General features: G+C 40.7%; 16 protein-coding genes. All 16 read left to right on the top strand.

Annotated elements, in window-relative coordinates:
* Window positions 1-66 precede the first annotated feature (66 nt).
* The 16 genes from RYM16_RS03065 to eno all read left to right on the top strand — a co-directional run bounded on the left by RYM16_RS03065 (window position 67) and on the right by eno (window position 14,849).
* Entirely contained in the window at window positions 67-336 is a 270-nt protein-coding gene (locus RYM16_RS03065) for a YdbC family protein (protein WP_005386267.1), read from the top strand.
* A 79-nt stretch (window positions 337-415) separates the two neighbouring features.
* Complete coding sequence (rpmE, locus tag RYM16_RS03070) at window positions 416-613, top strand: 50S ribosomal protein L31 (RefSeq protein ID WP_004696185.1); 198 nt, start codon at window positions 416-418, stop codon at window positions 611-613.
* A gap of 57 nt (window positions 614-670) precedes the next feature.
* Window positions 671-1,576 carry a DUF1385 domain-containing protein gene (locus RYM16_RS03075; RefSeq protein WP_287521389.1) on the top strand — a complete coding sequence of 302 codons (906 nt, stop codon included), beginning with the start codon at window positions 671-673 and terminating at the stop codon, window positions 1,574-1,576.
* A 2-nt stretch (window positions 1,577-1,578) separates the two neighbouring features.
* Complete coding sequence (gene prfA / locus RYM16_RS03080) at window positions 1,579-2,661, top strand: peptide chain release factor 1 (protein ID WP_314982243.1); 1,083 nt, start codon at window positions 1,579-1,581, stop codon at window positions 2,659-2,661.
* On the top strand, window positions 2,654-3,523 hold the full coding sequence (prmC, locus tag RYM16_RS03085; RefSeq protein WP_265138893.1) for a peptide chain release factor N(5)-glutamine methyltransferase: 870 nt from the start codon (window positions 2,654-2,656) through the stop codon (window positions 3,521-3,523). The genes prfA and prmC overlap by 8 nt, the downstream gene beginning before the upstream one ends.
* A 1-nt stretch (window position 3,524) precedes the next feature.
* Window positions 3,525-4,556: an L-threonylcarbamoyladenylate synthase gene (locus tag RYM16_RS03090; RefSeq protein WP_265138895.1), complete on the top strand. Its 1,032-nt coding sequence runs from the start codon at window positions 3,525-3,527 to the stop codon at window positions 4,554-4,556.
* Window positions 4,557-4,669: 113 nt separating this feature from the next.
* On the top strand, window positions 4,670-5,116 hold the full coding sequence (locus RYM16_RS03095) for a low molecular weight protein arginine phosphatase (RefSeq protein WP_314982245.1): 447 nt from the start codon (window positions 4,670-4,672) through the stop codon (window positions 5,114-5,116).
* An 11-nt stretch (window positions 5,117-5,127) separates the two neighbouring features.
* Window positions 5,128-5,565: a ribose 5-phosphate isomerase B gene (gene rpiB / locus RYM16_RS03100; protein WP_298707591.1), complete on the top strand. Its 438-nt coding sequence runs from the start codon at window positions 5,128-5,130 to the stop codon at window positions 5,563-5,565.
* A gap of 45 nt (window positions 5,566-5,610) precedes the next feature.
* Window positions 5,611-6,843, top strand: coding sequence for a serine hydroxymethyltransferase (glyA, locus tag RYM16_RS03105; RefSeq protein WP_314982247.1), 1,233 nt, complete (start codon window positions 5,611-5,613; stop codon window positions 6,841-6,843).
* 186 nt (window positions 6,844-7,029) lie between these two features.
* The gene (gene upp, locus RYM16_RS03110; RefSeq protein ID WP_009351648.1) at window positions 7,030-7,656 is read left to right on the top strand and encodes a uracil phosphoribosyltransferase; all 627 of its coding nucleotides are present in this window, start codon (window positions 7,030-7,032) and stop codon (window positions 7,654-7,656) included.
* Window positions 7,657-7,863: 207 nt separating this feature from the next.
* Window positions 7,864-8,889 (top strand): sugar-binding domain-containing protein, encoded by a 1,026-nt coding sequence (locus RYM16_RS03115; RefSeq protein WP_314982249.1) that lies wholly within the window; start codon window positions 7,864-7,866, stop codon window positions 8,887-8,889.
* Between the two features lie 67 nt (window positions 8,890-8,956).
* Window positions 8,957-9,967, top strand: a complete 1,011-nt coding sequence (gap, locus tag RYM16_RS03120) for a type I glyceraldehyde-3-phosphate dehydrogenase (RefSeq protein WP_288187307.1) — start codon at window positions 8,957-8,959, stop codon at window positions 9,965-9,967.
* A gap of 13 nt (window positions 9,968-9,980) precedes the next feature.
* Window positions 9,981-11,159, top strand: a complete 1,179-nt coding sequence (locus RYM16_RS03125) for a phosphoglycerate kinase (protein WP_314982251.1) — start codon at window positions 9,981-9,983, stop codon at window positions 11,157-11,159.
* 1 nt (window position 11,160) lies between these two features.
* Window positions 11,161-11,931 (top strand): triose-phosphate isomerase, encoded by a 771-nt coding sequence (tpiA, locus tag RYM16_RS03130; RefSeq protein WP_314982253.1) that lies wholly within the window; start codon window positions 11,161-11,163, stop codon window positions 11,929-11,931.
* Window positions 11,932-11,944: 13 nt separating this feature from the next.
* A complete protein-coding gene (gene gpmI, locus RYM16_RS03135) occupies window positions 11,945-13,471 on the top strand; it encodes a 2,3-bisphosphoglycerate-independent phosphoglycerate mutase (RefSeq protein ID WP_314982255.1) in 1,527 nt (508 codons plus the stop codon).
* 94 nt (window positions 13,472-13,565) lie between these two features.
* On the top strand, window positions 13,566-14,849 hold the full coding sequence (gene eno / locus RYM16_RS03140; protein WP_314982257.1) for a phosphopyruvate hydratase: 1,284 nt from the start codon (window positions 13,566-13,568) through the stop codon (window positions 14,847-14,849).
* The last annotated feature ends 26 nt before the right edge of the window (window positions 14,850-14,875 follow it).

Below are 14,875 nucleotides of genomic sequence, written 5' to 3' on the forward strand. Positions count from 1 at the left end.
AAATATGAACTACTAAATATAGTAGGTATGAAACATACTACACGCATGTGTAAGAAAGGAGGCACCATGGCAGTTATCAATTTTGAAATCTTCAAAGTTATCGGTACTTTGTCTGAAGATAAAGATGGTTGGAAAAAACAATTAACATGTACTAGCTGGGGCAAATATAATCCTAAGTTTGATCTTCGCGCTTGGGATAGTGAATATACAAGCATGAAAAAGGGTATTACTTTGTCTTTAGAAGAGCTTATTGCGTTGCGCGATATTCTCAACGAAAGCGACTTGGAGACTATCCTAGCTGAGTCTATTGAAGAAAAACAAGCATCCAAGGAATAGTATTGGCAACTTGCATTTGTACAAGTGTCATGCTATAATCTATAAGAATAATATTGATTGTCGGAAAGAGGTGTATAGAATGAAACAAGGTATTCATCCAGACTATAAAGAAGCTACAGTAACTTGCGGTTGTGGCAACACATTCAAAACTGGCTCTGTAAAAGAAGACCTTCGTGTAGACGTTTGCTCCAAATGCCATCCGTTCTTCACTGGTCAACAACGCGCAGCTCAAGCTCGTGGTCGTATTGAACAATTTAACAAACGTTACGGCAAATAATTTGTCATGTAATGTAGCATCTATTGGCAGGGCTATGGGCTCTGCCTCTATTTGTTTATGAGAGGAGCTCTTGTGAACACAGAACGTATTAAAAAGTTTGTCGGTGGACAAGCTGTGATCGAAGGTGTCATGATGAGAGGCCCTGGCTATACGGCAACAGCTGTACGTGAGCCAGCAGGCACTATTGTAGTTCAAAAAGAGGCTACAAAATCTATTGCTGACACATATCCAATTTTGAAAAAACCATTTCTTCGTGGCTGTGTAGCTCTCTATGAATCTCTAGTGATTGGCATGAAGGCATTGTCCTTTTCCGCCAAGGCAGCTGGTGATGAAGAGGAGGAAATGTCTAATAGTGAAATTGCCATTACCATGGTTATTTCCACAGTCTTTGCGATAGCTGTATTTTTGGCTTTGCCAACATTTATCGTAAAATTTATTCCTGGTGTACAGGATAATCATGTAGTATTAAATCTCATTGAAGGTGTCATTCGTTTAGTGCTATTCTTGCTCTACATTTGGGGGATTGGTCTTACGAAGGATATTCAACGAGTTTTCCAATATCATGGGGCAGAGCATAAAACAATTCATACTTATGAATTAGATTTGCCTCTTACCGTAGAAAACGTTCGTAAACAAAGTCGGTTACATGCCCGATGTGGTACAAACTTCTTACTTATCGTTATGGTAGTGAGTATCTTTGTATTTGCTTTTTTAGGTTGGCCTAATTTACTAGAACGTATTCTGAGCCGCGTACTGCTTATGCCCGTAGTAGCAGGTATTGCGTACGAGGTCATTCGTCTTGCTGGACGCAGTGAGCATTCCTTTGTGAAAGCCATCATTAAACCCGGTCTTGTATTACAATACATGACCACACGTGAACCAGAAGATGATCAAATTGAAGTAGCTATACGTGCTCTTGAAGAGGTTCGTCCTCCTGAGAGTGATGCATATGAAGAGGAATAAACATGTTAGTAGATAAATTACAAGTTATTGAAGATAAATTTATGGACCTTGAGCAGCGCATCAGTGACCCTGAAATCATTGCTCGCCAAGATGAATGGCGTAAATTGACACGTCAACATTCCCAATTATCTGAAACAGTTGAAACATTCCGTACTTATAAAAAAGTATTAGCTGGCCTTGATGAAGCTATGGAAGTTATCGAAGATAAATCTTTGGATGAAGAATTCCGCGAAATGGCTCAAGAGGAATTAAAAGAGTTAAAACCTCAAAAAGAGGAATTAGAAGAAAAGTTACAAATCCTATTATTGCCTAAGGATCCTAATGACGATAAGAATATTATCATTGAGATTCGCGGTGGTGCTGGCGGTGACGAAGCAGCCTTATTCGCAGGCGATTTGTTCCGTATGTACACAAAATATGCGGAAAGCCAAGGGTGGCGTTGTGAAATTATCGATGCGAATGAACCTGAACTAGGTGGCTTTAAAGAGGTTGTTTTCTCTGTAGAAGGCGAGAATGTATACTCTAAGATGAAGTTTGAATCTGGTGTACATCGTGTACAACGTGTACCTACTACAGAAACACAAGGTCGTGTACATACGTCTACAGTTACAGTAGCTGTATTACCAGAGATGGAAGATGTCGATATTGAAGTTAATGAAAAAGATTTAAAAATCGACACTTACCGTGCCAGTGGTGCAGGCGGTCAGCACATCAATAAAACTGAGTCTGCCGTTCGTATTACTCACTTACCAACTGGTATTGTTGTAGCGTGCCAAGACCAACGTTCTCAGCTTAAAAATAAAGATAAAGCGATGCGCGTATTACGTGCTAAATTACAAGACCAAGCCGAACAAGAGGCGCAAGCTAGTATGGCAGCAGATCGTAAGAGTCAAGTTGGCACTGGTGACCGTAGTGAACGTATTCGTACGTACAACTACCCACAAGGTCGCGTAACAGATCACCGCATTAACTTAACACTTTATAAACTAGATGCTGTATTAAATGGCGATCTTGATGAAATAATTCAAGCCTTAAATGCTGCTGACCAAGCGGCAAAAATGCAGGAGGCTAATACAAATGCATAAGGAGATTTGGACAATCGGTCGTATTCTCCAGTGGACAGAGCAGTACTTTCAAAGCAAGGAGATGGATACACCTCGACTTGATGGGGAAGTACTGCTTTCTCACGTTTTAGGTAAAGATCGTATTTATCTATATACTCACTATGACCAACCTCTAATTCAAGAGGAGCTAGATGCCTTTAGACCGCTTGTACAACAAAGAGCTAAGGGATATAGTGTAGCATCTATTACGGGGCAAAAGGACTTTATGGGCCTTACCTTTAAGGTGAACGATAAAGTTTTAATTCCGCGACCTGATACGGAAACATTGATTGAACATGTACTAGATACGTATTCTGAAGATTGCACTATGCGTATTCTTGATGTATGTACTGGTCCAGGGACGATATTGCTAAGTTTATTACATTATTTGCCAAATGCAGTAGGTGTAGGGTTAGACATCTCTACAGATGCTTTGCCACTAGCTAGAGAGAATGCAGACTCCTTTAACTTAACTGAACGAGTTGAATTTAAAGAATCTGATATGTTTTCAGCTTTGCGTGGAACGGATGAGAAATTTGACCTCATCGTTTCTAATCCGCCATATATTCGTACTGGTGATGCAAAGATGTTGTCTCAAGATGTGTTAAATGAGCCTCATATTGCGTTATTTGGTGGAGAGGATGGACTTGTATTCTATCGTATTCTCGCCAGAGAATGTGGTGCTTATTTAGAAACTAATGGTCGCGTAGCCTTTGAAGTGGGCTATGACCAAGCTGAGGCGGTAAGAAAACTATTAGAAGCAACCGGTCAATATTCAAATATTCAATTTATAGCTGATCTAGGTGGACATAATCGCGTAGTTACAGCTGTGTATGAGGGCTAATATGGATACTAAAATTATTACAAATCCATCTGAACAAGATATAGATATGTTAGCTCGTGCATTACGCAATGGTGAATTGGTATCTATACCGACAGAAACTGTATACGGTTTGGGTGCCAATGGTCTTGATCCAGAGGCGATGGATAAAATCTATGCTGCCAAAGGCCGTCCATCAGATAATCCGTTGATTTTGCATATTCCCAATAGTGAAAGTATTAAACCATTAGTCACTGAAGTTTCTACAACGGCTCAAGCCTTGATGGATAATTTTTGGCCAGGACCTTTAACGATTACACTACCTAAGTCTGATTTAGTGCCAGACCGTGCAACAGGTGGATTACCTCGTGTAGCACTTCGCTGTCCTGATCATGATGGATGTCGCGTGTTGTTACAACGTGCAGGTATACCTATAGCAGCGCCAAGTGCTAATATTTCAGGCCGTCCTAGTCCAACTACGGCTCAAGATGTATATAACGATATGAATGGTCGCATTTCTTATATTTTAGATGCTGGTCCTTGCACAATTGGTGTAGAGTCTACTGTAGTAGAAGTGCATGATGATAAAGTTATTATTTTACGTCCAGGTGGGATTACAAAGGCACAGCTAGAAACTGTTGTTTCCACTGTAGAGTACGACACAGCCTTAGTGAGTGATGAAACTAAACCTAAGGCGCCTGGTATGAAGTATACACATTATGCTCCTGATGCACCTATGACTGTTGTCGTTGGTACTCCAGAATCTGTAGCTAATACGTTTAATGAACTTTCTAAAGGTATAGAAGGGCCTATTGGCTGTTTAGTAAGTCATGAGACCTATGAGCTTATTAAAGACGATTCGCATTTCATGTGCCATTGTTTTGGACATCATGGAGACGCACTAGCATTAGGCCATGACTTTTATAAAAGCCTATTACATTTTAACGAAAATCGTGTTACCCTAATCTTAGCAGAAGGTGTGAATGATGACGGTTTTGGCGTTGCCATCATGAACCGAATGGAAAAAGCATCCGGTCATCATATCATTTATAAGTAAATTTTCTAACATTATAAATGTCCACTGATAATAGAAATATGTCTTTACATATTGGATATTTTTGCTATAATGTATAAAGTAATCACAAAATGTGATTAAGTAAGGATGTTATTATGAATATTTTATTTGTATGTACCGGTAATACTTGCCGTAGTCCTATGGCAGAAGGAATTACACGGGCCCTTGCAGCACAGCAACATAAGGATGTAACGACTGTATCGGCTGGTCTATTTGCCGCTTATGGAGCAAAGCCAACTGAACAAGCCGTTGTAGCTGTCCGTCCCATTGCTGATATTTCCGATCATGAATCGAGACCATTAACTATGGAGCTCGTAAATGCAGCAGATCTAATCATCGGTATGACGAAAGATCACAAATCTGTACTACTTCGCCAATTCCCCTTTGAGGAAGGTAAAATCAAAACGATTTCCGAGTGGGGTGGGCAAGATGGTGATGTTACTGACCCCTATGGATCTGATCAAACCGTATATAATCAATGTGCGGAGCAAATTTATCATTTAGTTGAGGCAGGCCTTAAATCAGCCCCTCAGAAAGCGTAGGAGATGATATTATGAAGGTTGCAATCGGTTGTGATCATGGCGGATTGAATTTAAAAGCATCCGTTAAAGAAGTATTAAGTGCATTGGGACATGAAGTAGAAGATTTTGGCTGTCATACAGCGGAGTCTTGCGATTATCCTGATATTGCAGTACCTGTAGCAAATGCAGTCGTATCTGGTGAAGCAGATCGAGGCATTCTAATCTGTGGTACTGGCATCGGTATCGGTATTGCAGCAAATAAGATAGCGGGCATTCGAGCTGCTCTTTGTCATGATACATTCTCTGCACACGCATGTCGTGAACATAATAATGCGAATATCCTCACAATGGGGGAACGCGTTATTGGCCCAGGCCTTGCTAAAGATATTGTTACCATTTGGATGGCAACGGAATTTGAAGGTGGTCGCCACGAACGCCGTGTAGAGAAAATTAAAGCATTAGAGAAATAATACATCATTACCTATAGATATTTGTTTTGTACAAGGAGGATACTCATGAGTTTCTTAGAAAAACAAGACCCTAATATTCAAGCTGTTATCAATCAAGAATTGGCACGTCAACGCGATAAATTAGAAATGATCGCTTCTGAAAACTTTGTTTCTCAAGCAGTAATGGAAGCTCAAGGTAGCGTATTAACTAATAAATATGCGGAAGGGTATCCTGGCAAACGCTATTATGGCGGTTGTGAAAACGTTGACGTTATCGAAACATTGGCTATCGAACGTGCAAAACGCTTGTTTGGCGCTGAACATGCCAATGTACAACCTCACTCTGGTTCCCAAGCCAACTTTGGTGTGTACTTTGCATTATTGCAACCTGGCGACACTATTGTAGGTATGAATTTGTCCCACGGTGGTCATTTGACTCATGGTTCTCCAGTTAACGTATCTGGTACATACTTCAATGTAGTACCATACGGTGTAGATGCTGAAACACAACAAATCGACTATGATGAGTTCCGTAAAATTGTATTAGAAGCAAAACCTAAGTTGATCATCGCTGGTGGTAGTGCTTATAGCCGTCAAATCGACTTCAAGAAAATGGCTGAAGTAGCTCATGAAGTAGATGCTATCTTCATGGTAGATATGGCTCACTTTGCAGGTCTTGTAGCAGCGGGCTTACATCCAAACCCTGTAGAATATGCTGATATCGTAACTACAACAACTCATAAAACATTGCGTGGTCCTCGTGGTGGTTTGATTCTTTGCAAGGAAAAATATGCTAAAGCAATCGATAAATCCATCTTCCCTGGTATCCAAGGTGGTCCATTGATGCATGTTATCGCTGCTAAAGCTGTAGCGTTAGGCGAAGCTTTGCAACCTGAATTCAAAGTCTATGCGCAACAAATTATCGACAATGCAAAAGCATTGGCTGCGGCATTGCAAGATAAAGGCTTAACAATTGTTTCTGGTGGTACAGATACTCACGTTATGCTCGTAGACGTTCGCAGTACTGGCTTAACAGGTAAAGAAGCAGAACATTTACTTGATGAAGTAGGTATTACATGTAATAAAAATACAATTCCATTCGATCCAGCTAGCCCATTTGTAACAAGTGGTATCCGTCTTGGTACGCCAGCGCTTACAACTCGTGGTTTGCAAGTGAAAGATATGGAAGAAATTGCTGATATTATCGCAGCAGTTCTTAAAAATCCTGAAGATAAAGCAGTTCATGAAGATGCTAGCAAACGCGTAGCAGCACTTTGTGAAGCGTATCCATTGTATTAATCTATTAGATTACTGACATCAATTACATATTTATAGCCTTACAAGTCTATAATTAACATAAAGGGGTGTGCCTTGGCACATCCCTTTTAATATTTTTATGGCATGATTTTTCATTCTATGATAGAGTTAATATGATAGTTAAATTGCTACAAAGAGATACGTATATTGTTTTATAGGAGGACAGTCATGAAAGTTAATGTTATGACACATCCGTTGATTCAACACAAAGTTACATTGATGCGTGATGTACAAACAGGCTCTAAAGACTTCAGACAATTACTTGATGAAATTACTATGTTGATGGGGTATGAGATTACACGCAACTTACCACTTGAGGATGTAGAGGTAGAAACACCATTAATGAAAATGACTGGCAAACGCATTGCAGGTAAAAAATTGGGTATCATCCCAATTCTTCGTGCCGGCCTTGGCATGGTAAACGGTATGCTTAGCTTGATTCCAACTGCAAAGGTTGGACATATTGGTTTATACCGCGATCCTGAAACTTTGAAACCAGTAGAATACTATTGCAAATTACCAACTGATGTAAGCGAACGCGATTTCATCGTAACTGATCCAATGCTTGCAACTGGTGGTAGCGCAGCAGCAGCTATTACATTATTAAAAGAAAAAGGTGCACAACACATTAAATTGATGTGCCTTGTAGCAGCTCCAGAAGGCGTTGAGGTAGTAAATAAGGAGCATCCTGATGTACCTATTTACGTAGCTGCCCTTGATGAAAAACTAAATGATCATGGTTACATTTTACCTGGTTTAGGCGATGCTGGTGACCGTATCTTCGGTACAAAATAAAATTAAAATAAACGACATACTTTTAGGTATAAAATTACTATTATTGCCTCAAAAGTATGTCGTTTTCTGCTATTTAGGGTTGAATAAAATTCACATAGGGTATAAAATAAATGTGTAAAGGTATTTTTTTATTTTAGGTGGGACGAATTTTGTTCACATGGGACGAAAAACGATTCATATAATCCCAACGGGTAAAGGAGGGACCCGATGAACGAGTTTCTAATGATATGTGAACGTATTGTTCCTGAAATCGTAAGCGTATTAAAGGAGCGATACAAGATACTAAACCACCTTGTTTATGAAGAGCCTATAGGTCGCAGGACATTAGCTACAGCGACGGATCTTCCAGAGCGAACCGTACGAAGTCATATTGAACTGATGCGTGCAAATGGCCTAGTAGACATTTATAAACCAGGGATTTTTCTCACTGACGAGGGACATGCAATTGTTCCGAAGTTACGAAATTTTTTAAACGAACTAGATCGTATTAACGAACTAGAAAACCGATTGACGGAAGCACTTCACATCGATAGGGTTATCATTACACCGACAGAAGGAACGTTGATGGTTAAAAAGCTTGGCTTCGCAGCGGCAAAACTGTTACAGGAGTTATTAGAGCCTGATTCAGTAGTGGCTATTAGTGGTGGCAGCACCATGGCAGCGGTAGCAGAAGAAATGCCAATTTTACCATTTAATCCTACTGTAGTGCCAGCTCGTGGTGGTGTTGGTGCAGTAGTGGAATACCAAGCTAATGTCATCGCTTCTGTACTAGCTGAACGACTTCGTGGAACTTACAAGATGCTTCACTTACCAGATGGGCTTTCACAAGATTCATTACATATGCTCATGACATGTGAACCGCAAATCAAGGAAATTGGAGACCTCATCAGTAGGACTGACGTATTGTTATTTGGTATTGGTACGGCCATGCGCATGGCAGATCAGCGCCATATTGCTGATGATGTGCGTAAGCAATTGGTAGACAATCATGCTGTAGGCGAAGCATTAGGGCAATATTGTGATATGGATGGCAAGTTGATTTATTCCACTAATAATATTGGTTTATCCTTGCCCGATGTGGCAAAGGTGCCTAATGTCATTGCTGTAGCTGGTGGACAAGAAAAGGCGAGCGCAATTATAGGCGTGATGCGAGCTTGTCAAAAGGGCATACTTATCATTGATGAGCAAGCGGCTGAAGGCATGCGTCAATTGTTACAAATTTCTGCCTTATAGGCGAATGAGTAGTTATAAATTTTAGTTTGAATTTGGTTAGAATTTTTGTTATTAGGAGGATCTAACAATGGCAGTAAAAGTTGGTATTAACGGTTTTGGTCGTATCGGTAAATGTGTAGTTCGCGCAGCGATTAATAATCCTGACGTAGAAGTTGTGGCGATTAATGCAACTGGTGATAATGAAGGTACTGCATTATTATTAAAATACGACTCTGTACATGGTACAATTCCTAACGAAGTAACATTTGATGAAGACAACATTTATGTTGATGGTAAAAAAATCCGCGTATTCCACGACCGCGATGCATCCAAATTGCCTTGGTCTGAAGAAGGCGTAGAAATCGTAATTGAATGTACAGGTAAATACCGCGATGCAGAAGAAGCAAAAGTTCATTTAGAACAACCTACAGTTAAAAAAGTATTGATTTCTGCACCTGGTAAAAACGAAGACTTAACAATGGTTATGGGTGTTAACCAAGACATGTACGATCCTGCAAAACACCACATCATTTCCAACGCATCTTGCACAACTAACTGCTTGGCTCCATTCGCTAAAGTATTGTGCGATGAATTCGGTATCAAACGCGGTATGATGACTACAATTCATTCCTATACAAATGACCAAAAAATTCTTGATGCACGTCATAAAGACCCTCGCCGTGCTCGTGCAGCAGCTATGTCCATCATCCCTACAACTACTGGTGCAGCTAAAGCCGTAGCTTTGGTATTGCCTCAATTGAAAGGTAAACTTGATGGTTTCGCATTGCGCGTTCCTACTCCAGACGTATCTGCTACAGACCTCGTTTGCGAACTTGAAAAACCAGCTACTAAAGAAGAAATTAATGAAGCATTCCGCAAAGCAGCAGCTGGCGAATTAAAAGGTATTCTTGGCGTATCCGATGTGCCATTAGTATCTTGTGACTTCGGTTCTGATCCTCGTAGCTCCATTGTTGACGCTGATTTAACTATGGTTATGGACGGCAACATGGTTAAAATCGTTTCTTGGTATGACAACGAATGGGGTTACTCCGAACGTCTTATCGACATGGCAGCATTCGTAGCAAGCAAAGGCTTATAATCGGGAGGCTTTGATGAAACAAACAATCGAAGGTTTACAAGTAGCTAATAAAACAGTTTTTGTTCGTGTTGATTTTAATGTTCCTATGAAAGACGGTGTCATCACTGATGACACTCGTATTCGTAGTGCTTTACCTACTATTAACTATTTAGTAGAACAAGGTGCAAAGGTTATCCTTGCTTCTCACTTTGGTCGTCCAAAAGGGGAACGCAAACCAGAAATGTCTTTAGCCCCATGTGCTAAGCATTTATCTGAACTTATCAACAAATCTGTAGCATTCGTAGATGACTGCATTGGCCCTAAGGTTGAAGAAGCTGTGAAAGCATTACAACCTGGCGATATATTGATGCTTGAAAACTTGCGTTATCACAACGAAGAAACTAAAAACGATCCTGAGTTTGCTAAACAATTGGCATCTCTTGCGGACGTAGCCATCAACGATGCGTTTGGTGTATCTCACCGTAATGCGGCATCTGTAGTTGGCATTGCTGATTATATCCCTATGGCTGCAGGTTTCTTGCTCAAAAAAGAAATCGATGCATTAAGTGCAGCTGTTGTACATCCTAAAACACCTATGGCAGCAATCATTGGTGGTGCAAAAGTAACAGATAAAATTTCTGTTATTTCTAACTTGTTGCCTAAAGTTGATGTAATGATCATCGGTGGCGGCATGGCTAATGCTTTTATTAAAGCACAAGGATGTAATATTGGTAGCTCCTTATTTGAAGAAGGTCAAGAAGCTATCGCTACAGACCTTGTTATGGAAGCTCGCGTAGCAGGTGCTAAATTGTTAACACCTATCGATGCTGTAGTAGCAGATGCTTTCAGCAACGATGCAAATACTAAAATCGTTGACGTCGATCAAATCGAAGACGGCTGGATGGTGTTAGATATTGGCCCTAAAACTCGTGAACTCTATGTAGAAGCATTGGCGCCAATGAAGACTATTATTTGGAATGGTCCTATGGGCGTATTTGAAATGGAAAACTTTGCAGCTGGTACGAATGCAGTAGCGAAAGCTGTAGCTGAATCTGATGCGATGACTATCGTTGGCGGTGGCGACTCTGTAGCAGCCATTGAAAAAAGTGGCTTAGCAGATAAAATTAGCCATATCTCCACAGGTGGTGGTGCATCTTTAGAATTCCTAGAAGGCAAAATCCTACCAGGTATTGCTGCATTGTCTGAGGCATAATATGAGAAAACCTATTATTGCAGGAAATTGGAAAATGAATGGCACCATTGCGTCTGGATCAATTCTGATCGAAGCGTTTAACAGCGTGTTACAAGATATGGAATTATCCTGTGATGTAGTTGTTTGCCCGCCTTTCACAGCTATTGAGCGTGCTGTAGTGCTGACGCGTAACACAGCGATTGAGGTAGGCGCACAAACTATGGATTATCATGATGCTGGTGCGTTCACTGGTGAAATTTCACCACTTATGCTTACAGAGGTAGGCGTTAATTATGTCATTATCGGTCATTCTGAGCGCCGCGAATATTATGGCGAAACAGATGAGACGGTAAATGCCAAAATTAAGAGTGCATTCCATCATAATTTAAACCCTATTGTCTGTGTTGGTGAAAGTTTAGAACAACGTGAAGCAGGCCAAACTCTTGATTGGATTACGTCTCAACTAAAAGGGGCATTGGCTGATATTCCTAAAGAACAAGTGAGTCAACTCATTATTGCGTACGAACCAATTTGGGCTATCGGTACTGGCAAGACCGCAACAGCTGAACAAGCTGAAGAGGTGTGTAAAGCCATTCGCGATTACATTCGTTCTTTATATGATGATGACGCCGCTGATGCCTTGCGTATCCAGTATGGCGGTAGCGTTAAATCTGAAAATGCACTAGAAATTCTAGGAGAACCAAATATTGACGGTGCTCTTGTAGGCGGTGCATCCCTAGTAGTTGATGAATTTATTGATATTATTAAAGCGGCGAATCAAGTAAGCGCTTAATATGAGGTTAGAAATGGCTAAATTAGAGGCTCCCGTAATGCTAGTCATCTTAGATGGCTTTGGCATGGGAGATCAATCAGATACAACCAATGCTGTAGTACAGGCGAAGCCGCTCTGTTTTAATCAATTATGGGATACGTATCCACATACAAAATTGGAAGCATCAGGGCTTGCGGTAGGCCTTCCAGAAGGTCAAATGGGGAACTCTGAAGTAGGCCATTTAAACCTTGGCTCTGGTCGCATTGTATATCAAGATTTGACTCGTATAACAAAAGACGTTGAGTCTGGCGAGTTTTATAATCGCCCTGTTATGAAGGAATTATACGAAGTTGCTAAGAAACAAAGCTTACATCTTATCGGCCTAGTTTCTGATGGTAATGTGCATTGCTCCTTAGATCATATTAAGGCAGTCATTAAAGGGGCTCATGACAATGGTATCGAGCACGTTTATGTACATGCCTTGCTCGATGGTCGTGATGTAGCACCTCAATGTGCACAAGGCTATTTAAAAGACTTAGAAGCGTATATGGATGAGTTAAACTGTGGCAAGATTGCTACTGTAAGTGGTCGCTACTATGCGATGGACCGCGATAATCGTTGGGATCGTGTTGAATTAGCATACAATGCCATCGTACGTGGTCAAGGTGAAACGGCAAGTTCTGCTTGTGAAGCGGTACAACAGTCTTATGATAAAGATGCGGCAGATGAGTTCGTTCTTCCTACAGTCATTGATGCTGAAGGGACTATCAAAGATGGAGATGCAGTTATCTTCTGTAATTTCCGTCCAGACCGGGGCCGTGAACTTACGAAAGCCTTAGTGTTGCCTGACTTTGATGGCTTTAAACGGGAACAACTATCCTTGTATATGGCGACTATGACCAAGTATGAAGATGGTTTGCCAGTACATATCGTATACGATAAAGATACTTTATCTGAAACATTAGGCGAAGTACTAAGTGCTGGTGGTTATCGTCAACTGCGCATTGCTGAAACAGAGAAATATGCTCATGTGACGTATTTCTTCAACGGCGGTAAAGAGGAACCATTTAAAGGTGAGGATCGTGTTCTCGTGAAATCACCTCAAGTGGCTACCTATGATTTACAGCCTGAGATGAGCGCTTATGAAGTAACAGATAAGGTTGTACAAGCTATTCAAGATGAAACATATGATATGATTATCTTGAACTTTGCAAATCCAGATATGGTCGGTCATACAGGTAGCTTTGAAGCAGCTGTTAAAGCGATTCAAGCTGTTGATACTTGCTTAAGTCGCATTGTAGATGCCATTCGCAGTAAAAATGGTCATCTGCTGATTACTGCAGATCATGGTAATGCAGAGCTCATGGTTAACCATGAAACTGGTAAAGTGCATACGGCGCATACAACGAACCTAGTTCCTTTAATTTTAATGAGCGACACACTTAAAACAGCTACCTTAGAAGCTGGTAAATTATGTGATATTGCTCCTACATTATTAGACTTGGCTGGCATAGAACTACCAAGTGCTATGACAGGTCATAGTTTAGTACATAAAGCATAAAATTAAGGTCTAACTTTCACTATAGTTAGACACAATCGATACATAGTGGTGGAAGGTTTTGAAGACCCCCACATTAGATTTATGAGGTGATAAAATGGCAGTAATTGAACAAGTCATTGCAAGAGAGATTTTAGATTCCCGCGGCAATCCAACTGTTGAAGTTGAAGTATGTTTAGAAGATGGCACTATTGCTACAGCAGCCGTTCCGTCTGGTGCTTCTACTGGTATGTTTGAAGCCGTAGAATTACGAGATGGCGATAAATCCCGTTACCTTGGTAAAGGCGTTTTGAAAGCTATCGACAATGTAAATGCTAAAATCGGTCCTGCACTTATCGGCTATGATGCTACAGAACAAGTGGCTATCGATAACTTAATGTTGAAATTAGACGGCACAGATAATAAGTCTAACCTTGGTGCTAACGCAATCCTTGGTGTATCCATGGCAGTAGCTCGTGCGGCAGCTGAATCTTTGGATTTGCCATTATTTGCATACCTTGGCGGTTTCAACGCAAAAGAGTTGCCAGTTCCTATGATGAACATTTTGAACGGCGGTGCACATGCGGATAACAACGTAGACATTCAAGAATTCATGATCATGCCTGTAGGCGCTGAATCTTTCGCTGAAGCTCTTCGCAGCTGTGCAGAAGTATATCATACATTGAAATCCGTACTTCATAGCAAAGGTCTTAGCACTGCCGTAGGCGATGAAGGTGGTTTTGCTCCTAACTTAGCATCCAACGAAGAAGCATTGGAAGTAATCTGTGAAGCTATTAAAGCAGCTGGTTATGAGCCTGGTAAAGACTTCAAATTAGCTCTTGACTCTGCATCTTCTGAATTCTACGAAGATGGTAAATACAATCTTGCTGGTGAAGGCAAAGTTAAAACAGCTGCTGAAATGGTAGACTTCTATGAGTACCTAGTAGGCAAATACCCAATCGTATCCATCGAAGATGGTCTTGCTGAAGAAGATTGGGAAGGCTGGAAAGTATTAACAAATCGTCTTGGCGACCGCGTACAACTCGTTGGTGACGATTTATTCGTAACTAACACAAAACGCTTAGCTCGTGGTATTGAGCTTGGTGTAGGTAACTCTATTCTTGTAAAAGTTAACCAAATTGGTACCCTCACTGAAGCTTTCGATGCTATGGAACTTGCTAAACGCGCTGGTTACACTTGCGTAGTATCTCATCGCTCTGGCGAAACAGAAGATACATTCATCGCTGATATTGCTGTAGCTGTAAATGCTGGTCAAATTAAGACTGGTGCACCAGCTCGCTCCGAACGTGTAGCAAAATATAACCAATTGCTTCGCATTGAAGAAATGTTATACGAAACAGCTCAATATAAAGGTAATGACGTATTCTACAACTTAAAATAAGATATGTTATATCTAATAGTCCAATA

This window comes from uncultured Veillonella sp. (genome assembly GCF_963524655.1).
Taxonomy (GTDB): Bacteria; Bacillota; Negativicutes; order Veillonellales; family Veillonellaceae; genus Veillonella.